This is a genomic window from Rubrivivax albus, from assembly GCF_004016515.1.
GTDB classification, from domain to species: Bacteria; Pseudomonadota; Gammaproteobacteria; order Burkholderiales; family Burkholderiaceae_C; genus Rubrivivax; species Rubrivivax albus.
This window is the reverse complement of record NZ_SACT01000001.1, coordinates 651353-675294: the sequence shown is the minus strand read 5'-3', so window position 1 is coordinate 675294 and position 23942 is coordinate 651353. Positions and strand designations below refer to the sequence as shown.

Here is a 23942-nt window from a genome sequence, read left to right as displayed (position 1 = left end):
GCGCCGTTACTTCAGCGAGTTGGCCAGGAAGGTGCGCAGCCGCTCGCTGCGCGGGTGCAGCAGCACCTCGTCGGGCGGTCCCTGCTCGGCGATCTCTCCCTGGTGCAGAAAGACCACCTGGCTGCTGACCTCGCGGGCGAAGCCCATCTCATGCGTCACGACGATCATCGTTCGGCCCTCGTCGGCCACGCCGCGCATCACGCGCAGCACCTCGCCCACCAACTCGGGGTCGAGCGCGGATGTCGGCTCGTCGAACAGCATCACGTCCGGCTCCATGGCGAGGGCGCGGGCAATGGCCACGCGCTGCTGCTCGCCCCCAGACAGGTGAGCCGGGTAGGCATCCCGCCGGTGGTGCACGCCCACGCGCTGCAGGTAGGCCTCGGCACGGTCGACGGCCTCGCGCCTTCCGAGGCCCAGCACCTGGATGGGCGCCTCGATGACGTTTTCCAGCGCCGTCATGTGCGCCCACAGGTTGAAGTGCTGGAACACCATCGCCATGCGCGTGCGCAGCCGCTGCAACTGGGCTGCATCGGCGGCGCGCAGGGCGCCCTGCCCATCCGACACCAGGCGCAATTCCTCGCCACCCAGAGAGATCCGCCCGCGGGTGGGCTGCTCGAGCAGGTTCAGGCAGCGCAGGAAGGTGCTCTTGCCCGAACCACTGGCGCCGATCATCGAGATCACGTCGCCGCGACGGGCCTGCAGGCTCACGCCCTTGAGCACTTCCACGCTGCCGAAGCGCTTGACGATACCTTCGGCATGCAGTTGCGGCGGCGGCTCGGCCGAAGTCAAGGTGTGACCCGTTTGGTTCATGTCTCAGGCACTCAACAGATTGCCGCTGCGGCGCAGCGTTTGGCCCGCCACCTTGGCCAACCGCTGGCCGGCCGCGGCCCAGCGCGTGGCGATGCGGGCGTACATCAGCCCGCCGCCCTCGGTGTGCAGCGCGGTCCGCCGGCCCGTGGTCGGGTCAACCAGTGTGGCCACCAGGTCACCAGCGGCCAGCGACTGCCCGGGAGTGGCCTGGAACACCACAATGCCGGCGTGCGGCGCGTGGATGGGCTCCGACGCGCTGAGCGGCGTGGCCTTGCAACGTGGCGGCGGCGGCGCGTCCGCGGCGCCGGCGACGACGCCTCTGGCGCGCAGGAACCCGATGAGGGCCTCGGCGTCGGCGTCGGCTTGGGCGAAGCCGACATCGGTCTCGCCCCGCAACTCGACCGTGGCCGCGAAGCAGGCGGGTGGGATGGGAAAGTCTGGCCAGCGCTGCTGCAGCAGGATCCAGGGCCGGCTGCAAGCTTCGTCGAAGGGGCCGTCGCCACTGTCCATCGCCAGCAGTACCGCCTGGGCGCCCAGCCGGGCACCGAGCTCGGCCACCAGCGGCGCGTGCACGTCCAGCGCATACAGGTGCACCACGGCGTCGGAATCGCAATGCAGGTCAAGCACGATGTCGCACTCGACGGCATTGAGCAGCAGCTGCTGCTTCAGGTGCGCGGTCGGCGTCTGCACCGGCAGCGCCAGGACGGCCTCGCGCAGGGCGCGTCGCAAGGTCGCGACATTGGCTGCGGGGTCTGCACCCAGTGCGTTATGCACCCCGTCAGGCACCCGGGCCGCCAGGTCGCTGAAGCCGCGGTTGAAATTGAGGCCGTCGCGCAGGTCGAAACGGCCCTCGTGGTGGCCTAGCACCCGCTGGCCCAGGCCAATGGGGTTGGCCACCGGCAGCAGGCGCACTTCACCCAACAACTGCCCTTGGGCTTCCAGCGCCGCCAGGCGCTCGCGCAGGCACTGGGCCACCAGCAACGCGGGCACCTCGTCGGCGTGCAGCGCCGCCTGGATGGCGACCTTGGGCCCGCTGCCGGCGCCGCCGAAGCGCAGTACGTTCAGCTCGGCGCGCAGGCCAGGCGTCGTGCCGATCAAGGCGTGGGTTTCTGTGAGCATGGCAAAGGTAGGAACTGGTTGGCGAGGCTGGTTCAGCGCGAGGCCGCGGCCTGCGGTTGCAGGTGGCGCAGGTAGCGCCCCTCCAGCCAGCGGAAGCCGCCGACCATGACGAAGGTGAGCACGAAATAGATCACCGCCGCGGTGCCGAAGGCCTCCACGGGCAGCAGGTGGTTGGCGTAGACATCGCGCGCCACGCGGGTGACGTCGACCAGCGTCACGGTGCTGGCGATCGACGTGGCGTGCATCAGGCTGACCACCTCGTTGCCGTACTGCGGCAGCGCCCGCCGCAGCGCGCTGGGCAGCAGGATGCGCCTGTACAGGCGCCAACCGCCCAGCCCATAGGCGCGTGCGGCCTCCACCTCGCCCGCAGGCGTGGCCTTCAGGGCACCGGCGATGATCTCGGTGGTGTAGGCCAGCGTGTTGATGCTGAAGGCCAGCCAGGCGCAGAACCAGGCCTCGCGCAGCAGCGGCCACAGCACGCTTTCGCGTACGGCCGGAAACTGCGCCAGGCCGTAGTAGACGATGAAGATCTGCACCAGCAGCGGCGTGCCGCGGACCACGTAGGTGAAGACCCAGACCGGCCAGGCCAGCACGCGCCGGCTGGAGATGCGCGCCATGGCCAGCGGCACCGACAGCACGAAGCCCGTGGCCAGGCACAGGGCCAGCAGCTGCATCGACATCAGCACGCCGCGGCCGAAGTCGGGCAGGCTCTGGCGGATGACCTCGAGGTCGAGCATCAGAACCTCACCTCGCGCACGCCCAGGCTGAAGCGCCGGTTCAACCAGGCCAGCGCCAGCAGGGACACCGTGGTGATCGCCAGGTAGACCCCGGCAATCAGCACGAAGAAGGTGAAGGGTTCGCGCGTGGCCGCGCTGGCCAGGTTGGCCCTGTGCACCAGGTCGTCCAGGCCGATGATCGACACCAGCGCGGTGGCCTTGACCATCACCAGCCAGTTGTTCGTGAAGCCCGGAATCGCGTGCCGCACCATCTGCGGCAGCACGATGCGCCGCCACACCTGCAGCCGCGTCATGCCGAAGGCCAGTGCGGCTTCGGACTGGCCACGCGGCACCGCCAGGATGGCGCCGCGAAAGGTCTCGGTGAGGTAGGCGCCATAGATGAAGCCCAGCGTCAGCACCCCGGCGGCATACGGCGGCACGTCGATGTAGTCCCAGCCCTGGCGTGCGGCCAGGTCGTTCACCGCGATCTGGCCGCCGTAGAAGATCAGCAGCATCAGCACCAGGTCGGGCAGGCCCCGGATCAGCGTGGTGTAGCCGCCGGCCAGCCCTTGCAGCGCGCGCGATCGCGACAGCTTGGCGGCGGCGCCCGCCAGCCCGAAGACACAGGCGGCCGCCAGCGACAGGGCGGCGACCGACAAGGTCGTCCACAAGCCGCCCAGCAGGGCGGGCCCGTAACCGTGCAGCATGGTGCGAGCGGCGCTGCCGTGGGCCGCGGTCTCAGTTGCCCGAGATGTCGAAGTCGAAGTAGCGCTCGGCCATGCGCTTGTAGGTGCCGTCGGCCTTGATGGCCTTCAGCGCGCCGTTCACCTTCTCGCGCAGTGCGTCTTCGTTCTTGCGGAACGCGATGCCCACGCCGCCGGCCCCGCCTTCCAGCCGCACCGTGCTGCCGACCTGGGCGAAGCCCTTGCCCTCGGGCTTCTTCAGGAAGGCCTCGGACGACACGACGCTGGAGCCGAAGCCCACGTCGCCACGGCCCGCGGCCAACTCGAGGTAGATGTCGGTTTCCTTGTTGACCAGCAGCACGTCGCTTTCCTTGTAGCGATCGGCCAGGTACTTGGCGCGCGGGCTGTTGCGCAGCACGATGATCTTCTTGCCCTTGAAATCGGCCGCCGTGTGGTCCTTGAAGGCGCCGGCCTTGGCGACGAAGCGCGAGGGCACGTCGTAGTAGGGATCGGAGAAGTCGACCGCCTTCTTGCGCTCTTCGCTGATGGTCATCGAGGCCACGATCATGTCGAACTTGCGCGCGGCCAAGGCCGGGATCATGCCGTCCCATTCCTGCTGCACCAGGGTGCACTCGGCCTTGATCCGTTCGCACACGGCCAGCGCGATGTCGATGTCGAAGCCCGACAGCTTGCCGTCGGCGCCCAGGCGCGAGAACGGCGGGTAGTTGCCCTCGACACCCACCCGGACCTTGGCCCAGTTCGGGGCCTGCGCGGAGGCCGCGAGCGGCAGGGCCAGGGCCATTCCGGTGGCAGCCAGAAGAACGATGCGACGGCTCAGGTGGTTCATGGGGCTGGGCGCTGGGTGGTTGGTGGCAAAGTGGTCCGCACTCTGCCCGAGCCGCCTCGATGTTGCGAGAGGGTTGCCCCGCCGATGTCGAAGGCTGGCAAGGCCATGTCGCAATGCGGCCATCCGGTCCGTCAGAACCCCGATGGCCAGCGTTCGAGCACCGGGCCGCCGTCGGCCAGGCCCACATGGCCTCGCCAGCCGAAGCCCACCTGCACCAAGGCCTGTCGAAGCGCTTGGGCCGACGCAGCGGCGCGTCCCAGCGCACCCTGAGCCGTGGCAGGCAGCAGTGACGCATACACCAGGTGGCGCGGCAGCAGCGTGGCCATGTGCCGCTCCCACCCGGGCCCGTGCTGGTGCTGCGCCGCATCGAGATCCTGCGCGTGAAAGTGGCGGCCCAGCGCCTGCCACACCGGCGACAGGCCGGCGTCATCGCGCAGTCCCGGCAGCTGGGCGATGCAGGGTCGCACTTCGTCGCCCAGCGCCGGTGTCACGGCTTGCAGCGCGACTCGCAGCAGCGCAGCCCAGGCCGCGGTGGCCCGGTCTTCGCCGAGCTCGGCCGCCGTTGCGAAGCCGTAGAGTTCGTCGGCGCCCGTCAGGTCATGGCCCAGCAGCAGGGTGCGTTGCCGGCGAAAGAGCTTCAGATCGTCGGCCGCATGCACGGCCCAGCCCAGCCGGAACCAGGCTCGCAGGTCGGTGTCCGAGTTGCCGCGTCGCCACCGCATCGTGGCCAGGGCGGCGCCGCCTGGCTGCGCGCGCACCACCCAGGTGAGGTCGTCGGCATCGGGCGCTGGCAGCGCGCAGCCGTCCAGGCCGACCATGCCGGCGACCTCCTCGGCACGCGCGGCCTCCACCGTCCACCCAGCGGGCGACAGGTCGCTCATGTCGCTTCCCCTTCGTCGATGCACTGTGGCACCGTGGTTCCGTTCGCCTGGGCCAGGGGTGCGGCACGCAGCCTCACGCCTTGATCGGTCGACGCCTGCAGGCCCAGCCGTTCGGCATCTCTTGCGGCCAGGCGCCAGTGCCCTGCCTTCCATTGCGCCCGCGCCAACATGGCGCGAAAGCCGTCGCGCCGGGTCGTGGCCACCAGGTGCCAGCCCATCGCGCCATGGGATTCATCGTCGGACCAATGGGCGGGCGCGGCCCGTGACTGCACCACCGTACGCAACGTGGCCAGGGGCGCGTCGACGATCGGCCCACCATCGAACACGTCGACATAGGTTTCGGACTCGAAGCCCTCTTCCATCAGGATGGCATACGGCACCTCGGCCACCGGGTTGAGCTGGCCGATGGCCCACTGCGCCTCTTCGGGCAGCAGGGGCACGTAGATCGGCGCCTGGGGCAGCAGGTCGGCGATGAAGGCCTTGCTGCGCCCCATGGTCAGGCGCTCGGCCTGCGGGTAGTCCATGTCGAAGAAGCGGCGGCCCACGGCATCCCAGAACGGGCAGCGGCCATCGCTGTCGGCCAGGCCCGGGCTCTCGGATGCGATGTGGTCCGAGAAGCGCTCGGCGAACTCGGCGATGAACAGCAGCCGTGCCCGCGACAGCAGCTGTGGCGCCACGCCATGCTCGTAGGCCGGGTCGATGTAGAACGACGACAGCAGCGTGGTGCCGGTCAGCGCATGGCACAACTGCAGGATATGCACCCGGTTGCGAGACTGCAGTGCCGCGCTGGCGTGCACCAGGGTCTCGTTGCGATAGCAATAGAAGCGGTCGGCAAACCCGGCGCATGCGGTGATGGCGCAGGTGCCCACCACCCGGTCCACGCCCTGCCCGGCTCGCCAGCGGTCTTCCAGCACGAAGATGTAGACCTCCTCGCCGCTTGGCTGGTCGGCACTGGCGAAGCTGACCGCGCTGCGTGCCAGCCGCGTCTGCAGCGCCGCGCGGTCGGGCGGCAGCGTGGTGATGCCGGCAGCGCTGGCGCGGGCCATGCGCTCCAGCGCATCCAGATCGTCGGCGCCGGCTGCGCGCAGCACGAAGCGCTCGGCTGTCGACTCGGCCGGCGGTGGATGGGCTTGGTGAGGGTTCATCGGGGTGTGTCCTCGTTGTCGGCGCCGCGCTCGTCTAGGGGTTGATGCCCGGCTGCGGGGTCACGCTGTGCCTTCCAGTCGGCGGCGCGGGCACTGCGCTCGTCGCGCGGCGTGTGCCCGAAGCGGGCGCGGTAGCCGCTGCTGAAGCGCGAGGCCGACGCAAAGCCGCAGGCCAGGCCGATCTGCAGGATGGACTGCCCGCTGTGGCGCAGCAGGTGGCGCGCGCGCATCAACCGCAGCTCGATGTAGTAGCGGCTGGGCATGTCGTCCAGATGCTGTTTGAACAGCCGTTCGAGTTGCCGCCTCGACACGCCCACCAGCCGTGCAATATCGTCGGTGGGCAGTGGTTCCTGCAGGTTGGCCTGCATCAGCGCCAACGCCTCGGTGACCTTGGCGTTGGTGACCAGCGCCGCGGCCGGGACACGCTGGCGCTCGTCTCGGGCGCGCAGCCGTTCCAGCCCGAAGTGCGCCAGCAGCGGCGCGACGATGCCGTCGCCGTGCTCGCGCGCCAGCCAGGCCAGCATCAGGTCCAGGCTGGCAGTACCCGGGCCGCACGAGATGCGGTCGCGATCGATCTCGTAGACGTTGCTGGAGAACACCGTCTGCGGATGGCGTTCGCCGACCTGCGTCACCTGCGCATGGTGCACGGTGGCGCGGTACCCGCCCAGCAGGCCGGCCTCGGCGAGCCACGCCGCCCCACACCCCAGGCCACCCAGAAGGGCCCTCGCCTGAGCCTGCGCTCGCAACCAGGCAGTCACAGCGGTGACGGCACCGTCAGGCTGGCCGGAGGCGTCGCTCGCCGGCAGGCCCTCGCTGACCACCAACGCGGCGTGAAGCGTCGGCGCGTCGGTCAGGCAGCAGTGCACCAGCACGCGGGTGCCGCAGGCGGCGGCCACGTGCCGGCCGTCGAGTGACAACAGTGTCGACTCGTAGCGCGCTTCACCCAGCACGTCATTGGCCGCCGCCAGGGCCTCGATGGCCGCGCTGCAGCCGAGCAGCGAATGCCCGGGCAGCACGGCGAATCCGAATCGGCGCGGGCCGGGCGTCATTCGTCTGGGCGCCAGTCCCGGTAGACCGGCTGCGCCAGGCGAACCGGACGGATGTCCAGCCGCAGCGCGTCGATGGTGTGGTCGTCGCGCGTCGGGCCACCCCAGGCGCGTGTGTGCTCGTCTGTACTGAAGCGCCACTCGAAGCCCAGGCCCTGGCCCTGGCGCCAGGCCAGACCGACCGCTGCCCGGCCGGGACCTTCCGCGGCGCGGGCCATGGCACCGACCACGATGTTGTCGCCCAGGATGTCGCCGTAGAACCCGGCCGCGCCGGCCTCGGGGCCCGGCCTCAGCAACTGGCGCGTGGCTGGCGGCAACAGACGGCGGCGCACCAGGTCGTAGCGGTCGCCCCGGTCGACGTAGCTCAGGCACAGGCCCCGGACCTGCAGCGGTGCGCTGGCATCGACCCGCGCACCGCTGGCATCCACCAGCAGCAGGCCGCGTGCACCCACGGCTTCGGCCACACCCTGGCGCACCAGCGCGGCGCTGTCTTCTTCGACGCCCAGGCCCAGGGCGCGACCGCTTTGCAGCAGCACGCGCACCAGCCGGGCCACCCGGCCGCGACGCAGGAAGTGCTGGTCGGTGACCACGCTCTCGTGCAACAGGCCGAAGCCCTGCCCCAGTTCGTCCGCACTCAGCGGCCGGCGCAGGGCGTCGAACGGGTCATCCAGGCCACGGATGGCGGTCTCGCTCATCACGGCCGCGCCGGCGCTGGTGCCTGCCACCACGCCACCGCGCGCCAGCAGGGCGCGCATCGCGGACAGCAAAGGCGTGTCGCGCCCATCGGGGCGCAGCACGTCCATCAGACGGTCCTGCTCACCCCCGGTCATGAAGACACCACCGGCTTCCTGCATGCGGGCCACCCACGCAGCGTCGTTTGCCTGCTGCCGCGCATGCGCCAGGCTGCTGCCCGGCCAGCGTGGCGCGACAGGCAGCACCTCGACGCGGGCGCCCCGGCGCTGCAGTTGGGTCAGGGTGGCCCGTGCGGCGCCCTCGGGATCGGAAGACGCGGTGGGCAGCACCAGCACCAGGGCACCGGGTCCGCCGGCCGCCTGTACCACGGCCTGCCACAGCGCGTCGTTGCCGTCCTTCACCGCGCCACCCAGGATGACCAGCGTGCCGCCGGCGGTCTGACCCGGCGGTCGATCAGCGGCTTGGGCAAGGGAGGCAAGCGACATCAGGACAAGGACCAGACAGGCCGGCAGGCAGGATCGGCGGCGCATGTCCGGATCTTGGCATCCCCGCAACGCATTGGCGCGCCGTGACTTCACCGTTCGCGACACCGACTTGACGGCAGACGACGCCATGCTCCAACGCCTGTTCTCACCCACCGCGGAGCCTGCAAGAGTCGCCCCGGCCCACCCACCCGAACATCCGGAGTACCTGCGCCCATGCGATCCATGCCCCGCCACGACCTGCGCCCGATTGCTGCAGGTGTCCTCGCCCTGATGGCCTTGTCGGCCGCCGCCCAGTCCAGCGACACCCAGCGCGTGGTGATCACGGGCTCCAGCATCAAGCGGCTGGCAGGGGAGACCGCATTGCCGGTGCAGACCATCGGCCGCGACGAGATCGACAAGAGCGGCGTGACCACCGCTGCCGAGCTTCTGCGCAACATCAGCGCCAGCACGGCCAACCTGGGCGACGGCGCCAGCATCACCGACAACACCGGCGGCCAACGCGGCTTCAACGGCGCCAACCTGCGCGGCCTGGGTGTCAGCAGTACGCTGGTGCTGCTGAACGGAAGGAGGCTTGCGAACTTCGCATCGCCAGGCGACGCAGCGGGCGTCGACCTGAACAACATCCCGGCCGGCGCCATCCAGCGCGTGGAGGTGCTCAAGGATGGCGCTTCGGCCATCTACGGCACCGACGCCATCGGCGGCGTCATCAACTTCATCACCCGCAAGGACTACCGCGGCGTGGACCTGAGTGCCTATGCCTCGGGCACACAGCAGGGCGGCGCAGGCAAGCTGGCGGCCTCGATCAGCGGCGGCGTCGGCGACGTCGACCGGGACGGCTTCAACGTATTCGGCACGCTCGACGTGCAGCACCTGGACGGCTTGCGCAGCACGCAACGCGACTGGCTGATGGCCCGCCCGCTGGCGGACACGGTGCCCTTCTATCTGTCGAGCCGCCCCTTCCCCGGCAACATCCGGCTGTCGGGCACGGCCGCAACGCGCAACGCACAGCTGGCGGCCATCAACGCCGCCGGCTACAGCTTCACCGCACCGGGCAGCAGCACGGCGGTGCCCTACAACCAGCGCACCGTCAACCTGTTCTCGCCCACCTGCAATCCGCCAGCTTCGGTGTACACCACGGTCATCGGCTCGCAGGCCTGCGGCTACGACTACATGGCCGACACCGAGCTGTACCCCGAGTCGGACAAGGTGTCGTTCCTGGGCCGCGGCGTGCTGTCGCTGGGTGGCGGCAGGCAGCTGTTCGCCGAGGCACTGCTGGCTGAAGCGAAGACCCTGTATGTGCTCTCGCCCAACCCGACCACGGTCAGCGGCGTCACCTGGTCCGCGATCAACCCCTACCTGCCCAAGCCCGTGACGCATGACAGCACCTTCGAAGTGCGCTTCCGCGCCACCGAAGCCGGCAACCGCAGCAACGAGGTGACGAGCAAGGCCAACCGTCTGGTGCTGGGCCTGGAAGGCAGCCTCGGCAGCTGGGACTACACGGTGGCGGTTAGCCGCGCCGAGAACAAGGTGGCCGACCGGTACGTCAACGGCTACTTCCTGTTCAACGAGTTCGCCACGGCGCTGCGCAACGGCGAGATCAACCCCTTCGGTGCCAGTTCGGCTGCCGGCCAGGCCAAGATCGCCTCGTTGCGGGTGGACGACGTGGCGCGCCGCAGCACGGGCAGCACCACCGGCCTGGACGGCAAACTCAGCGGCACGTTAGGCAAGCTGGCCGGAGGCGACCTCGGCGTGGCCGTGGGCGCGGAGTTGCGCCGCGAACAGCAGGACTTCACCCCATCGGCGCTGCTGGTCAGCAACAACATCGGTGGCGACCGCGACAGCACCGGTACGAGCCCGCCGCTGACGGCGACCTCCTATGCGCGCAACATCGTCTCGGCCTACGCTGAACTGAACGCGCCGGTCAGCAAGACCCTGGAGATTCAAGCGGCGCTGCGCGCCGACCACTATGAGCGCGTGGGCAGCACGGTGAACCCGAAGCTGGGCGTGAAGTGGCAGCCGTCCTCCACCCTGCTGGTGCGCGGCTCGGCCGGTACGGGCTTCCGCGCGCCCAGTTTCAGCGAGCTGTACCGGCCCACCAGCTACGGCACCAGCCCCGCCTTCCTGTACGACGACGTCTGGGGTGACTTCGACCAGTTCCCGACCGAGAAGGTGGCCAACCCCGACCTCAAGCCCGAGAAGAGCCGCCAGTTCTCGCTCGGCCTGGTGTTCGAACCGGTCCGCGGCACCAACGTCAGCCTGGACTACTGGAACATCCACAAGACCGACCTGATCAGCGACCTGTCGGGCAAGACCATCCTCGAGAACCCGACGCGCTACGCGGCCTACATCAAGCGCGATCCGGCCGACGACTACCCCACGCTGATCCTGCGCAAGGAGAACCAGGGAGCGCTGAAGACATCGGGCATCGACGTTGAGGCCAACTGGAAGGGCGATCCCACGGCCGCTGGCCGCTTCGGCGCCAGCTTCAGCGGCACCTACATCATTGAGTACAAGCGGCAGTTCGGGAAGTCGGAGCCGTTCATCGAGAACGCCGGCCGGTTCCTGAACGACCAGACCGTGCAGCGGTGGCGGCACCGCATGTCGGTGGAATGGGAGCGCGGCCCGTTCAACGTCGTGCTGGGCAACACCTATTACTCCGGCCATACCGACGACAGCTACCTGCCGGACACCGCCACGCGCAAGGTGGGCGACTACAGCCTGTGGGACCTGTCGGCCAGCTGGAAGCCGACCAAGGCCCTGACCCTGCGTGCCGGCGTGCTGAATCTGCTGGACAAGGCGCCGCCGTTCTCCAACCAGAGCTACTACTTCCTGTCGACTTACGACCCGACCTACACCGATCCGCGTGGGCGAACGGGATTCGTGAGCCTCGCCTACTCGTTCAGGTAAGAACTACAGCAAGAACCCGGAAACAGGCTGCCGCGGCGCCAGCCCTCGCGGCTTCGTCAAGGCCGAGGGCCGGCAGCGCACGGATGCCAGCACCGGCCGACACGCTGATGGCCCGCTTCGCTGCGTCGTGCAGAAGCGAAGCGCCCATCAGCATGCACTGGGCCTGCCGAACGGCCGCGAGCCGATCCAGAACGAGGGCCGGGACAAGGTCCGGCATTTTCCTCCAGACCGCCCTCGTCGCGGACTCTTGCGCCACGGCCACAGCTGCCAGGGCGCGGTAGCTCGTCGGGCCCATCGTCACCCGGCCTTGCCTTGACGGGAGCATCTGCCCACGCGGCGCACCTTAGGCGAGGCCGCATGGGCTGATGGCGAAAGCCCCGCCCAAAAGCCGACATTTCGACCAGCCGCCAGCATCGATCGTGGCGAAGATCCTGACCGTCGAGCCGCCAATGACAACGGCCCCTCACCTTGCGATGAGGGGCCGCGGGAGGGGCTTGTGCCCGGTGTTACTTGGGGTGGCTGATGGGACTCGAACCCACGACGACCAGAATCACAATCTGGGACTCTACCAACTGAGCTACAGCCACCGCAGAGCCCGACATTATAGCGTCAGGGCTTGGCAGGATCCTTGGCCTTGATGACGACCTTGTAGCGCTGCTCCAGCGCCTTGTAGTAGGCCTCGGCCTCGGCGTTGCCCAGGGCCTGCGCAAACTGCTCGCGCAGCGGTGCGTCGCCGCCACCGGCGGCCGGGTCGCGCGGCAGCACGCGGCCCACCCGCAGGACGGCCTGGCCCGCGGTGCCCAGGTCCACCAGCTGCAGGCTGGGCACGGCCTTCGGGTCGGCCTTGAGCGCCGCTTCCACCACCGGGCGCGGCAGGCCCTGCGTCTGCGCCCGCGACACCACCACGGCCGCCGGCAGGCCAGCGCCGTCCTTGGCCTCGCGCAGCGCCGCCAGGCGGGCTTCGGCATCCTTCTTCGCCAGCGCGGCGGCCTGCTCGGCGACCACACGTTCGCGCACCTGGTCGCGCACCTCGGCCAGCGGCAGCACGCGCTCGGGCTCGTGCTTGACCACACGGGCCGACACGAGCTGGTTGGGACCGGTCTCGACCGCATCGGTGTTGCGGCCCTGGCGCAGCGCATCGTCGCCGAACACGGCGTCGAGCAGCTTGGCCGTCGCCAGCGGGCCTTCGCCCCCCGGTGCCGGCTGCCGCTGCACGGTGGCCGTGCGCTTCTCGAGCTTGAACCGGTCGATCACGGGCTGCAGGCTCTCCGGCTGCTCGTAGACCATGTTGCTGAACTGCTCGGCGGCCTCGGCGTAGCGGCGCTGTGCCAGCGAGCGGCGGACTTCCTGCTCGATTTCGCCGCGCACCTCGTCGAACGGGCGCTTCTCGCCGCCGCGCGTGGCCTCGAGCTGGATGACGTGGTAGCCGAAGTCGGACTCGACCACTGGGCTGATCTCGCCCGGCTTGAGCGCGAAGGCCGCGTCCTCGAAAGGCTTGACCATGGCGCCGCGGCCGAAGAAGCCCAGGTCGCCACCCTCGGCCGCCGAACCCGGGTCGTCGGAGTTGGCCTTGGCCAGCGCGGCGAAGTCGCCCGGCTTGGCACGGGCCTGGGACAGCAGCTGCTCGGCCTTGGCGCGGGCCTTCTCGCGCTCAGCGGCGGGCGCCTCGCGTTCGGCCTTCACCAGGATGTGCCGGGCCTGGCGCTCCTCGGGCTGCGTGTAGCGTTCGGCGTTCTGCTCGTAGTAGGCCTTCAGATCACCTTCGGGCACGGCCACGTCCTTGGCCAGTGTGGCCAGGTCGAGCATGACCCATTCGATCTGCGCCTGCTCCGGCGCCCGGAACTCCTCGGCGTGGCTCTTGTGCCAGGCCTCGAGTTCGCCGTCGGTGGGTTGCACCTTGGCGCGGTAGGCGCCGGCGTCGAAGGCCTGCACCTGCACCTCGCGTTGCTGCAGCAGCGCATCCAGCGCGGCGTTGGCCACGGCCGGGGCCGCCTGGGCGGAACTGCTGACGCCGCCCAGCACGGCGTCCATGCCGTAGCGCAGCGCGATCTGCTGCTCCATGGCGGCGTCGCCGAAGCCGGCCTGCAGCGCGCGGTCGCGGTCGACCTGGCCATCCGGCCCGCGCAGGGGTGCGAAGTAGCCGCTGGACTTCACCAGTTCCGGCAGGCGCGCCTGGGTGGGCACGAGGTGCTGGTCATAGGCGGCGGCCAGCAGCAGCCGTTCGCGCACCAGCTGCTCCAGCGCCTGGCGCCGGAACTCGGGGGTGTCGAACAGCGACGCTTCGGCGCCTGGCACGCGCTGGCGCATGGTCTCGACCGCGCGGCGCTGGGCCAGGTCCCACTCGGCCTGGGTGATCTTCTGCCCGGCCACCTCGGCCACGGTGGCGTTGGCGCCGTCGGTCATACGCTGGTAGCCGTCGATGCCGAAGAAGACGAAGGACGGGATGATCAGCAGCACGATGAGGCCAAGCATCAGCTTGGAGTGCTGTCGGACGAAGTCGAACATCGCTGGGATTTCCCGGGGCCTGAAAGCACGAAGGCGAACCGCTGTTCGCCTTCGTTGCCTGGATTTGCGGACCCGTGATTCTAGTGCGGGCGGTGGTGGGTGCTGACGGGATCGAACCGCCGACCTACGCCTTGTAAGGGCGCCGCTCTGCCAGCTGAGCTAAGCACCCGCCGGGAAGAATCAGTTGAGATGGTCCTTCAGCCCCTTGCCGGGGCGGAACTTCGGCACCTTGGCCGACTTGATCTTGATCTGCGCCCCGGTGCGCGGGTTGCGGCCGGTGCGCGCGGCACGCTTGGTGACGGCAAAGGTGCCGAAGCCGGAGATCGAGACGCTGCCACCCTTCTTCAGCGACGCCTTGACGCCGCCGATCATCGCCTCCAGTGCCCGCGTGGCCGCGGCCTTGGAGATGTCGGCCTGGGTGGCGATGTGCTCGATCAACTCGGTCTTGTTCACGGACGGTTTCCCCTGGTGATGCCCCTGAGCAGGCGGTTGGATGAGGTTGGTGATGGTCAGCGGTGCGGCGGTCGGACCGCACACAGCCACGCGCCATGGTGCGAAGCATTACATCCGCCGCTCCGCCCGGGTGTCAAGAATGGTGAAGGATTCTATGCAGGCCGCTTGATCTGGGCGGGGGAGAAGTCCTCCGTCAACGCTGTGCCGGCGCACGGACGACCAGCCCCACGCCGAACGCCGTCAGCACCAGGCCGAGCAGCACACCCGCGGTCAGTGCCTCGTCGAACAGCAGCCAGGCCAGCAGCGCCGTGCAGGGGGGCACTAGGTACATCAGGCTGCTGACCCGGGTGGCGGCCCCACGCTGGATCAGCAGGTAAAGCAACGAACTGCCGCCCAGCGTGAGGCCCAGCACCGACCACGCCATGGCACCCAGCAGCTCCGGGTGGAGCACGATGGGCTCGGTCTCCAGCGCCAATGCCAGCGGTGCCGTCACGGCGAAGGCGGCCAGCAACTGCACGGTGTTGGCGGTGCGCACGTCGCAAGGGCGCACGCGGGCCTTCTGCACCAGGGTGCCCACGGTGATGCTGGCCAGCGCGCCCAGCGCCAGCGCCACGTTGGCCCCCGTGACCTCGCCGACGCCCAGCTTGTGCCAGACGACGAGCACCAGGCCCGCCAGGCCCAGCGCCAGGCCAGCCCACTGGCGGGGCGTCACCCGGTGTTCGCTGCCCGCCCACGCCACCCACAGCGCGGTGAGCACCGGCTGCAGGCCGACGATCAGCGCCGCCGTGCCGGCACCCAGCCCCAGCTTCACGGCCGACCAGACGCCGCCCAGGTAGCCGCCGTGCATCAGCACGCCCACCAGGGCCAGCCAGCCCCATTGCGCCTGACCGCGAGGCCAGGACGGGCGCGTCAGCACGATCCAGACGCCAAAGGCCAGCACCGACAGCGCATAGCGCCAGGCCAGAAAGCCCAGCGGCGGCGCGTGCGGCATGCCGAAGCGCGCCACGACGAAGCCGGTGCTCCAGATGCCGACGAACACCAGCGGCATGGCCCGCAGCCAGGGGGACTCGACCGATCCTGTCATGCCAGGCGGATCACTTCACCTTGGCCCGGATCTCCGGCAGGGCGCGCTGCAGGTAGTACACCATCGACCACACGGTGAGCACGGCGGCGATCCAGATCAGCACGTTGCCCCAGAGCCGGGTGTCGACGAGGCCGAACAGCGCGCCGTCGTAGAGCAGGAACGGGATGGCCACCATCTGCACCGTGGTCTTGACCTTGCCCAGCATGTGCACCGCCACGCTGCGCGACGCGCCGATCTGCGCCATCCACTCGCGCAGCGCCGAGATGGCGATCTCGCGGCCGATGATGATCAGCGCCACGAAGACGTCGGCGCGGTCCAGGTGCACCAGCACCAGCAGCGACGCGCAGACCAGGAACTTGTCGGCCACCGGATCGAGGAAGGCCCCGAAGGACGAGGTCTGGTTCAGCTTGCGCGCCAGGTAGCCGTCGGCCCAGTCGGTGAGCGCGAAGACGACGAACATCACCGTGGCGATGAGGTTGCGCGTGGCCGCGTCCAGCGGCAGGTAGAACACGCCGACGATCAGCGGAATCGCGATGATGCGCGCCCAGGTCAGCAGCGTCGGCAGCGTGAAGAACATGGCGGCGATTCTGCGCGATGAACGGTGACTAGTCGTCCAGCGTGCGCGGCTTGAAGCGGCGGTCGTCGTCGAACAGGAACACCTCGACGAACTTCCACGGCCGCGGCAGGTGCGCCACCGGGCCGAACGGGCCGGCGCGCTTGACGGCGTCGATGGCCAGCTGCGTCGTGTCCTTGGCCTGCGTGGGGTGGCGCATCACGCGCACGTGGCGTACGCGGCCCTCACCATCGAGCTCGATCTCCAGCACCGGGATCGCCAGCAGCGGTTCGGGCACCGGGCCGTCGTAGGTGCGGCCCGGGTTGGCGGCCACGATGCGCAGCGCCGCCTCGCGCCGGAAGTGATCCCAGTCGCGGGCGCGCACGGGTGGCGGCAGCGCCGGCCGCGCGGCCGCGCTGCCCGCCGGCCCCGGTGCCGGCTTGCCCGCCGGCGGCGTGGTAGCCGCCGGCGGCGGTGGGGGCGCCGGGGCCGACGGCGGTGGGCCGCTGCAACCGGCCAGCCACAGCGCGCCGCCGGCGAGCAGCACGCGGGCAGCCCACGCCGGGCCACGTTCAATGAAGTGCACGGTAGATCTCCTCGGCCAGAGCCCTTGAAATGCCGTCGACGCTGGCCAGGTCGTCCACGCTCGCACTGCCCACGCCACGCACGCCGCCGAAGCGCTGCAGCAGCCGCGCGCGCTTGCGCGGGCCGACGCCCGGGATGTCCTCCAGCGCGCTGCCACCGGTGCGCACCTTGGCCCGCTTCGCGCGCATGCCGGTGATGGCGAAGCGGTGCGCCTCGTCGCGGATCTGCGCCACCAGCATCAGCGCCGCCGAGTCGTGGCCCAGGTAGACCTTGGGCCGGCCGTCGGCGAACACCAGTTCCTCCAGGCCCACCTTGCGCCCCTCGCCCTTCTCCACCCCGACGATCAGCGACAGGTCCAGGCCCAGCTCCTCGAACACCTCGCGCGCCATGCTGACCTGGCCGCGGCCGCCATCCACCAGCACCAGGTCGGGCAGGCGGTGCTTGCCGCTGGCCGTGCCCGCCGCCACCGCCTCGGCCAGCCTGGCGTAGCGGCGCGTGAGCACCTGGCGCATCGCGGCGTAGTCGTCGCCCGGGGTGATGCCGTCGATGTTGAAGCGGCGGTACTCGGCGCCCTGCATGGCGTGGTGGTGGTAGACCACGCAGGAGGCCTGCGTGGCCTCGCCGGCGGTGTGGCTGATGTCGAAGCACTCGATGTGCAGGGCATCGAGGTCGTCGATGGCCAAGTCCAGCGCCTCGGCCAGCGCGCGCGTGCGCTCGCGCTGCGAGCCTTCCTCGGCCAGCAGCCGTGCCAGCGCGAGTTCCGCGCCCTTGACCGCCATCTCCAGCCAGATGCGGCGCTGCTCGCGCGGCTGGTGCACGGCGCGCACGCGGGTCTTGGCGGCCTCGACCAGCGCCGCCACCAGGGCCTCGTCGACGGCGTGGCTGGTCACCAGCAGCGGCGGCACGGGCTGGCCCGCGTAGTGCTGCGCAAGAAAGGCCTCGAGCACCTGCACCTCGGGGTCGCGCCGCGATGGCGCGGTGGCGGCATCGCCATCCGGAACCGGGTCGTCGAAGTCGTCGGCGTGGAACGCGACACCCTCGTCCACGTGTGCCGGGAAGTAGGCCCGGTCGCCCAGATGCCGTCCGCCGCGCACCATGGCCAGGTTCACGCAGGCGCGGCCGCCGGCCACCTTGACGGCCAGCACGTCCACGTCGCGGTCGCTGGCCGACAGGCTGCTCTCGTCCATCGCCTGCTGGTGCAGCACCTTCGACAGTGCGGAGATGCGGTTGCGCAGTTCGGCCGCCTTCTCGAACTCCAGCGCCTCGGCCCAGGCCATCATCTTGGCCTGCAGGTCGTGCACCACCGCGTCGGCATCGCCGAGCAGGAAGCGCTCGGCGTCGAAGACGTCGCGCGCGTAGTCCTCGGCGCTGACGAAGCCCACGCAAGGCGCGGTGCAGCGCTGGATCTGGTACAGCAGGCAGGGCCGCGTGCGGTGCGCGTACACCGTGTCCTCGCAGGTGCGCAGGCGGAACACCTTCTGCACGAGCTGGATGGTCTGCTTGACGGCCCACGCGTTCGGGTAGGGCCCGAAGTAGCGGTGGCGCCGATCCACCGCGCCACGGTAGTACGACACGCGCGGGAACCGCGCGGCCGCGGAGGCCGCGGCATCGCCCGTGCGCGTGCCCGAGATCTTCAGGTACGGATAGCTCTTGTCGTCCCTGAACAGGATGTTGAACCGCGGGTTCAGCGTCTTGATCAGGTTGTTCTCGAGCAGCAGGGCCTCGGCCTCGCTGCGCACCACCGTGGTCTCCAGCCGGGCGATGCGGCCGACCATGGTGCCAATGCGCGTGCCGCCGTGGTCCTTCTGGAAATAGCTCGCCACCCGCTTCTTCAGGTTGCGCGCCTTGCCCACGTAGAGCACGTTGCCGGCAGCGTCGAAGTAGCGGTAGACACCGGGCATCGACGGCAACGCCGCCACCTCGGCCAGCAGGCGTTCGCGCGGATCGGCGGTCTCGGTCATCGGGGCGTGATTGTGGCGCGTCGGACAATGCCGCCATGCCGAGCCGCCCCGACGCGCCCCTGACCTGGGACCTCTTCTGCCGCGTGATCGACAACTACGGCGACATCGGCGTGTGCTGGCGCCTGGCCGCCGACCTGGCCGCGCGCGGCGAGACGGTGCGGCTGTGGGTGGACGATGCGTCGGCCCTGCGCTGGATGGCGCCCCACGGCGCCTCGGGCGTGACGGTGAGCGCCTTCGACGCCGCCGGGGAACCGGGCGACGTGGTGGTCGAGGCCTTCGGTTGCGACCCGCCGCCGGGTTTCGTGGCCCGCATGGCCGAGCGGCCTGGCGCCCCGCCGGTGTGGATCAACCTGGAGTACCTCAGCGCCGAAGCCTGGGTGGAACGCTCTCACGGCCTGCCCTCGCCGCAGGCGAACGGGCTGACCAAGTGGTTCCATTTTCCCGGCTTCACGCCGGCCACCGGCGGGCTGCTTCGCGAACCGGCCCTGCTGGAGGCCCGGGCCGCCTTCGCACGCCCGCCAGGGCCGCGCCGCGCCGTGGTCTTCTGCTACGACACACCGGCGCTGGCAGAGCTGGCCAAGGCCTTCGACGGTGAGCTCTGGCTCTGCCCTGGCCCCGCGCAGGCCGTGCAGGCGCCGCATGCACGTCGCCTGCCCTACACCGACCAACCTGGTTTCGATCGCTGGCTGTGGTCCGCCGACCTGGCCATCGTGCGTGGCGAGGACTCGCTGGTGCGCGCCATCTGGGCCGGCGTGCCCTTCGTCTGGCACATCTACCCGCAGCACGACGGCGTGCACCGCAGCAAGCTCGATGCCCTGCTCGACCTGCTCCAGCCCGATGCCGAGGTGCGCGCGCTCTGGCACGCCTGGAACGGCTTTGCGCCCTGGCCGGCACGCTGGCCCGACGAAGCGCGCTGGCGCGCGGCCACGGAATCGCTGCGAGCACGGCTGGCCGCGCAGGACGACCTCGTGACGCAGTTGTGCCGCTTCGCGCTCGGGAAACTACGCACCTCGGGGTAGAATCAAGGGCTTTGCGCGGCGGAAACCAACTTCTCTGAGCCGCGCGCCACCTCAGGACAGCGCCATGAAACTCGCTCAGGAAATCCGCGCCGGCAACGTGATCATGCAGGGCAAGGACCCGATGGTCGTGCTCAAGACCGAATACAGCCGCGGCGGCCGCGGTGCCGCCACCGTGCGCATGAAGATGAAGAACCTGCTCAACGGCGGCGGGGCGGAAGTCGTCTTCAAGGCCGACGACAAGATGGACCAGATCGTGCTGGACAAGAAGGAGTGCACCTACTCCTACTTCGCCGACCCGATGTACGTGTTCATGGACGCCGAGTACAACCAGTACGAGGTCGAGGCCGAGAACATGGGCGACGCCATCAACTACCTCGAGGACGGCATGACCGTCGAGGTCACCTTCTACGACGGCAAGGCCATCTCGGTGGAAATGCCCACCAGCGTGGTGCGCGAGATCAACACCGAACCGGCCGTCAAGGGCGACACCTCGGGCAAGGTCATGAAGCCCGCCCGCCTGGTCGGCACCGGCTTCGAGATCGCCGTGCCGCTGTTCGTCGAGGACGGCGACAAGATCGAGATCGACACCCGCACGCACGAGTACCGCAAGCGGGTCTGACCCGCGGTCGGTCCGGCCCGGCGCCGCACAATCGGGGCAGCTTCGGCTGCCCTTCGTGCTTTCATGTCCTTCGATTTCGATGCCGCCGTCAGCGCGCCCTTCCGCATGCAGCCGGGCCTGCGGCGGCTGGCGCCCGGCACGCCACAGCTGACGCCGCTGGCCCCGGGCTCGCGCCACCAGCGCGAAAAGCTCGCCGTGCTCAGCGCCTCTCCCGAGCTCGCGCTGCAGGCGCGACCCGGCTTCGACCCCCAGCCCGCGCTGCACGCGCTGGCGGCGCACGCCGCCGCCGAGCACCCCCAGGCCTTCGCCTGGGACGGCCGCACGGCGCGGGCGCTGCGGCTGGGCACGGCCGTGCACGGCGCCGACGTGCAGCACGAGTCCACCGGCGCCTTCGGCCTGGGCGACGAGATCGCGCGCTGCCTGCGCCCGCTGCCGGCGCCGTGGCGGCTGGCCGGCCTGCTGGCGCTGGCCTTCGCCGAGGACCTGGCCGTCGTCGACGCCAGCGACGGCACCGTGCCGTGGATGGCCGTGTGCCTGCCGTCGCACTGGGCTCCGCAGGACAAGGTGGGCCGAGGTTTCGCCGAGGTGCACGCCCCGGTGGCCGACGCCGAGCTGGTCCGCCGCGCCGCGCCTCAGCTGGTGACCCTGATGACCGGCGACGCACGCTGGGAACGCTTCGTGTGGAACGTCACCGGCCACCCGCGCTTGCACGCCCACCCGCGCCACGTGGACCCGGTGCGCTGGCCGGCCGGCATCGCGGCCACGCTGCCAGCCGGTGCCTGGTGGCGCACGGAGCGGCAGACCTTCGTGCCCGTGCCCGGGGTGGCGCAAGCGGTGTTCACCATCGCCGTCGACTGCCGCCCGCTGGCCGAGGCCATCACCGCCGAGGCACAGGCGATGGCGCTGCACGAAGCCATCGCGTCAATGAGCGACGCCGTGCTGGCCTACAGAGCGCTGACCGCCGTGCGCGAACCGCTGCTGCAATGGCTGCGCACGGTCCGCTGACACCGGCCCGCATCGTCTTCGACGCCAACGGGAGGCCGCAGGCGCCGGACTTCGGCGATGCCTACCACGCGCGCATCGGCGCCACCGCGCAGGCGCAGGCGGTGTTCCTGGCCGGCAACGGCCTGCCCCACCGGTGGCGCGGCCGGGCCGAATTCACCATCGCCGAGAACGGCTTCGGCCTGGGCCAGAACTTCCTGGCCACCTGGGCGGCGTGGCACGACGACCCGCAGCGCTGCACGCGGCTGCACTACGTGGGCGTCGAAGGCCACCCTGCCCGCGGTGCCGACCTGGCGCGTGCGCTCGCAACGTCCCCGTTCCCCGCGCTGGCACAGGCCCTGGTTGCCGTCTGGCCGCCGCTGCTGGCCGGCTGGCACGCGCTGGACTTCGACGGCGGGCGCATTCGTCTGCTGCTGGCCTTCGGCGACGCTGCACGCGCTTGGCGGGAAGTGCACCTGCGGGCGGACGCCTTGTACCTCGACGGCTTCGCCCCGGACCGAAACCCTGCGATGTGGTCGCCCGAGTTGCTGCAGGCGATGGCGCGTCGTGCCGCGCCCGGCGCCACGGCCGCCACCTGGAGCGTGGCGCGCCCCGTGCGCGAGGGCCTGCGCAGCGCCGGCTTCCGCGTCGAGATCGGGCCACCGGTGGGCGACAAGCGCGAGACGCTGCGCGCCGTCTTCGACCCGCCCGCCACGATGCACCGTGCGCCGCCGGTCACGCCACCGGGCGAGGTGCTGGTGCTCGGCGCCGGCCTCGCCGGGGCCTGGGCGGCACATGAACTCGCGGCCGCGGGCTGCCGGGTTCGCGTGCTCGACCGTCACGCCGCGCCGGCCCAGGAGGCCTCGGGCAACGCCGGCGGTCTGTTCCATGGCGTGGTGATGGCCGACGATGGCGCCCACGCGCGCACGCTGCGCGCCGCGGCGCTGCATGCCGCCCGCGTGCTGCCCGGCTGGATCGGCCGCGGCGTGCCCGGTGCCGCGGAGGGCCTGTTGCGCCTGGCCGGCGCCGGCGAGGACGTGGCGGCACTGCAGGCGCTGATCGACCGGCATGCGTTGCCAGGCGGCTACGTGCAGGCGCTGGACGCCGCGGCAGCCTCGGCACGCGCCGGCGTGGCGGTGACCCAGACGGCGTGGTGGTACCCCGGGGGCGGCTGGATCGCCCCGGGTGCGCTGGCCGCCCGCCTGCTGGCCAACATCCCTTTCGACGGCGGCATGGCGGTGGCGCGCATCGACCACATCGACGGGCGCTGGGCGCTGTTCGACACCGACGGTCGGCGCCTTGCCACCGCCGACACGCTCGTGCTCGCCAACGCCGCCGATGCCGCGCACCTCGCGCCCTGGGCCGGCTGGCCGATGGGCCGTTCACGCGGGCAGGTGAGCCTGTGGCGCCGTGTCCCGGCGGACGCGCCGCGGCCCCGGGTGCCGCTGGCGGGGCGCGGCTACCTGCTCGACCTGGGTGACGGCGGCCTGCTGACCGGCGCGACCGCGCAACCCGGCGACACCGACGCGGCAGCACGTGTGACCGACCACGACTTCAACCGTGCACGACTGGAGGCGCTCTGCGGCTGGCGGGCACCGCCGCCGGACGGCGGCCGCGTCGGCTGGCGCGCCCAGGTGCCGGACCGGTTGCCGGTCGTGGGGGCCGTGCCGGCCATGAACGCGCCCGACGCGACGCGACTGGACCGTGTGGTGCGCGCACCGGGGCTGTTCGTGCTCGGCGCGCTGGGCTCGCGGGGGCTGACCTGGGGGCCGTTGGCCGGGCGGCTGCTGGCCAGCCAGGTGTGCGGCACGCCGTGGCCTCTGGAAGCGTCGCTGGCGCAGGCCTGGGACCCCGCCCGCTGGCGGGTGCGCGCGGCCAGGCAGGCGCCCAACCGCCTGGGCGGCTGATCAGCCGCGCGGCGCCGGCGCCTCGTCGGCCGGTGCGGCGTCGTCGGCGTCGCCGCTCTCGTCCTGCGCCAGGGCCGCCGCTGCCTCGTTCGGGTTCATCTCGTCATCGCCGTGGCCGGCTGCCTTTGCGGCGGCCTTGCTGGCGGCCTTCTCTTCCTTCTTCTTCTTCTTGGCGAGTTCGCGCTGACGCTTTTCGAACGAGTAGTTGGGCTTGGCCAATGGATCTCCTTGGAGCAAGTGAAGAGGGAGGATAGATCAGAAATCCAGCGTGCGAACGCCCTGCGGCATGCCCAGCAGCGCCAGCTTGGCGCGGTGGCGCGCGAAGATGCCCACGGTCACCACGCCGGGCCACTGGTTGACTTCGGTCTCCATCGCCAGCGGGTCGGCGATGCGCAGGCCGCGCACGTCGAGGATCGGGTGGCCGTTGTCGGTGAGCACGCCCAGGCGCAGCGAGGCCTGGCCGCCCAGCGCGGCGAAGCGCCGCGCCACCTGCGGCGCAGCCATCGGGATCACCTCCACCGGCAGCGGAAAGCGGCCCAGCACGTCCACCAGCTTGGATTCGTCGGCGATGCAGACGAAGCGGTCGGCCAGGTCGGCGACGATCTTCTCGCGCGTCAGCGCCGCGCCGCCGCCCTTGATCATGTGGCCGCGGCCGTCGATCTCGTCGGCGCCGTCGACGTAGACCGGCAGCCGGTCCACCGACGCGGCATCCACCACCTCGATGCCGTGGCCCCGCAGCCGCGCCGTGCTGGCCTCGCTGCTGCTGACCGCGCCACGGATGCGCTTGCCCGAGGCCGCCAGCGCGTCGATGAACAGGTTCACCGTGCTGCCCGTGCCCACGCCGAGCCAGGCACCTTCGACCACGTGGGCCACGGCCGCCTGGGCCACCAGCTGCTTCAGTTCGTCCTGTGTCATGGGCGGATTATCGGTCGGCCACAATCCC

At 70.7% G+C, this 23942-nt stretch carries 22 protein-coding genes and 2 tRNA genes; 5 read left to right on the top strand and 19 right to left on the bottom strand.

All coding sequences use genetic code 11. The features are described 5' to 3' along the window. Positions 1 to 6 precede the first annotated feature (6 nt). The 9 genes from ENE75_RS03085 to ENE75_RS03045 form a co-directional block, all read right to left on the bottom strand. Positions 7 to 810 carry an ABC transporter ATP-binding protein gene (locus ENE75_RS03085; RefSeq protein ID WP_128195500.1) on the bottom strand — a complete coding sequence of 268 codons (804 nt, stop codon included), beginning with the start codon at positions 808 to 810 and terminating at the stop codon, positions 7 to 9. Between the two features lie 3 nt (positions 811 to 813). Beyond that, positions 814 to 1929, bottom strand: a complete 1116-nt coding sequence (locus ENE75_RS03080) for a succinylglutamate desuccinylase/aspartoacylase family protein (RefSeq protein ID WP_128195498.1) — start codon at positions 1927 to 1929, stop codon at positions 814 to 816. A gap of 32 nt (positions 1930 to 1961) precedes the next feature. After that, positions 1962 to 2648 carry an ABC transporter permease gene (locus tag ENE75_RS03075; RefSeq protein ID WP_375138466.1) on the bottom strand — a complete coding sequence of 229 codons (687 nt, stop codon included), beginning with the start codon at positions 2646 to 2648 and terminating at the stop codon, positions 1962 to 1964. A 17-nt stretch (positions 2649 to 2665) separates the two neighbouring features. After that, a complete protein-coding gene (locus tag ENE75_RS03070; protein ID WP_128195496.1) occupies positions 2666 to 3352 on the bottom strand; it encodes an ABC transporter permease in 687 nt (228 codons plus the stop codon). A gap of 31 nt (positions 3353 to 3383) precedes the next feature. Then, entirely contained in the window at positions 3384 to 4175 is a 792-nt protein-coding gene (locus ENE75_RS03065; protein ID WP_158288847.1) for a transporter substrate-binding domain-containing protein, read from the bottom strand. Positions 4176 to 4306: 131 nt separating this feature from the next. After that, positions 4307 to 5056, bottom strand: a complete 750-nt coding sequence (locus ENE75_RS03060; protein ID WP_158288846.1) for an arginine N-succinyltransferase — start codon at positions 5054 to 5056, stop codon at positions 4307 to 4309. Next, on the bottom strand, positions 5053 to 6201 hold the full coding sequence (gene astA, locus ENE75_RS03055) for an arginine N-succinyltransferase (protein WP_128195490.1): 1149 nt from the start codon (positions 6199 to 6201) through the stop codon (positions 5053 to 5055). Before astA ends, ENE75_RS03060 begins: the two co-directional genes overlap by 4 nt. Continuing rightward, positions 6198 to 7250 carry a GlxA family transcriptional regulator gene (locus ENE75_RS03050; RefSeq protein WP_128195488.1) on the bottom strand — a complete coding sequence of 351 codons (1053 nt, stop codon included), beginning with the start codon at positions 7248 to 7250 and terminating at the stop codon, positions 6198 to 6200. Before ENE75_RS03050 ends, astA begins: the two co-directional genes overlap by 4 nt. Then, positions 7247 to 8425 (bottom strand): cyanophycinase, encoded by a 1179-nt coding sequence (locus tag ENE75_RS03045; protein WP_158288845.1) that lies wholly within the window; start codon positions 8423 to 8425, stop codon positions 7247 to 7249. Before ENE75_RS03045 ends, ENE75_RS03050 begins: the two co-directional genes overlap by 4 nt. Positions 8426 to 8638: 213 nt before the next feature. Between ENE75_RS03045 and ENE75_RS03040 the strand changes: the two genes are divergently transcribed. Beyond that, positions 8639 to 11332, top strand: a complete 2694-nt coding sequence (locus tag ENE75_RS03040; protein ID WP_233258892.1) for a TonB-dependent receptor — start codon at positions 8639 to 8641, stop codon at positions 11330 to 11332. Between the two features lie 511 nt (positions 11333 to 11843). On the opposite strand, the gene ENE75_RS03035 is transcribed toward ENE75_RS03040, so the two are convergent. The 8 genes from ENE75_RS03035 to ENE75_RS03000 all read right to left on the bottom strand — a co-directional run bounded on the left by ENE75_RS03035 (position 11844) and on the right by ENE75_RS03000 (position 18473). Further along, positions 11844 to 11919 (bottom strand) — tRNA-His (locus tag ENE75_RS03035). Between the two features lie 22 nt (positions 11920 to 11941). Then, a complete protein-coding gene (locus ENE75_RS03030) occupies positions 11942 to 13837 on the bottom strand; it encodes a peptidylprolyl isomerase (protein WP_128195481.1) in 1896 nt (631 codons plus the stop codon). Positions 13838 to 13930: 93 nt separating this feature from the next. Beyond that, positions 13931 to 14006, bottom strand: a tRNA-Val gene (locus ENE75_RS03025). 11 nt (positions 14007 to 14017) lie between these two features. After that, positions 14018 to 14290, bottom strand: coding sequence for an HU family DNA-binding protein (locus ENE75_RS03020; protein ID WP_128195479.1), 273 nt, complete (start codon positions 14288 to 14290; stop codon positions 14018 to 14020). Between the two features lie 193 nt (positions 14291 to 14483). Beyond that, entirely contained in the window at positions 14484 to 15374 is an 891-nt protein-coding gene (locus ENE75_RS03015) for a DMT family transporter (RefSeq protein WP_128195477.1), read from the bottom strand. A gap of 10 nt (positions 15375 to 15384) precedes the next feature. Beyond that, entirely contained in the window at positions 15385 to 15951 is a 567-nt protein-coding gene (pgsA, locus tag ENE75_RS03010; protein WP_128195475.1) for a CDP-diacylglycerol--glycerol-3-phosphate 3-phosphatidyltransferase, read from the bottom strand. A 28-nt stretch (positions 15952 to 15979) separates the two neighbouring features. Further along, complete coding sequence (locus ENE75_RS03005; RefSeq protein ID WP_128195473.1) at positions 15980 to 16513, bottom strand: hypothetical protein; 534 nt, start codon at positions 16511 to 16513, stop codon at positions 15980 to 15982. Beyond that, positions 16500 to 18473 (bottom strand): excinuclease ABC subunit UvrC, encoded by a 1974-nt coding sequence (locus ENE75_RS03000; protein WP_128195471.1) that lies wholly within the window; start codon positions 18471 to 18473, stop codon positions 16500 to 16502. Before ENE75_RS03000 ends, ENE75_RS03005 begins: the two co-directional genes overlap by 14 nt. Before the next feature lie 35 nt (positions 18474 to 18508). Here ENE75_RS03000 and ENE75_RS02995 point away from each other — a divergent pair, with 35 nt between their 5' ends. The 4 genes from ENE75_RS02995 to mnmC all read left to right on the top strand — a co-directional run bounded on the left by ENE75_RS02995 (position 18509) and on the right by mnmC (position 22999). After that, a complete protein-coding gene (locus ENE75_RS02995; protein WP_128195469.1) occupies positions 18509 to 19492 on the top strand; it encodes an elongation factor P maturation arginine rhamnosyltransferase EarP in 984 nt (327 codons plus the stop codon). Positions 19493 to 19556: 64 nt separating this feature from the next. Further along, positions 19557 to 20111 carry an elongation factor P gene (gene efp / locus ENE75_RS02990; RefSeq protein WP_128195466.1) on the top strand — a complete coding sequence of 185 codons (555 nt, stop codon included), beginning with the start codon at positions 19557 to 19559 and terminating at the stop codon, positions 20109 to 20111. A 63-nt stretch (positions 20112 to 20174) separates the two neighbouring features. Then, a complete protein-coding gene (locus tag ENE75_RS02985) occupies positions 20175 to 21116 on the top strand; it encodes a heme-dependent oxidative N-demethylase subunit alpha family protein (protein ID WP_128195464.1) in 942 nt (313 codons plus the stop codon). Further along, positions 21095 to 22999 (top strand): bifunctional tRNA (5-methylaminomethyl-2-thiouridine)(34)-methyltransferase MnmC2/FAD-dependent 5-carboxymethylaminomethyl-2-thiouridine(34) oxidoreductase MnmC1, encoded by a 1905-nt coding sequence (mnmC, locus tag ENE75_RS02980; RefSeq protein ID WP_128195462.1) that lies wholly within the window; start codon positions 21095 to 21097, stop codon positions 22997 to 22999. The genes ENE75_RS02985 and mnmC overlap by 22 nt, the downstream gene beginning before the upstream one ends. On the opposite strand, the gene ENE75_RS02975 is transcribed toward mnmC, so the two are convergent. Next, the gene (locus ENE75_RS02975; protein WP_128195460.1) at positions 23000 to 23218 is read right to left on the bottom strand and encodes a hypothetical protein; all 219 of its coding nucleotides are present in this window, start codon (positions 23216 to 23218) and stop codon (positions 23000 to 23002) included. It lies immediately after the preceding gene. 36 nt (positions 23219 to 23254) lie between these two features. Next, positions 23255 to 23914, bottom strand: a complete 660-nt coding sequence (rpiA, locus tag ENE75_RS02970; protein ID WP_128195458.1) for a ribose-5-phosphate isomerase RpiA — start codon at positions 23912 to 23914, stop codon at positions 23255 to 23257. Between the last annotated feature and the right edge of the window lie 28 nt (positions 23915 to 23942).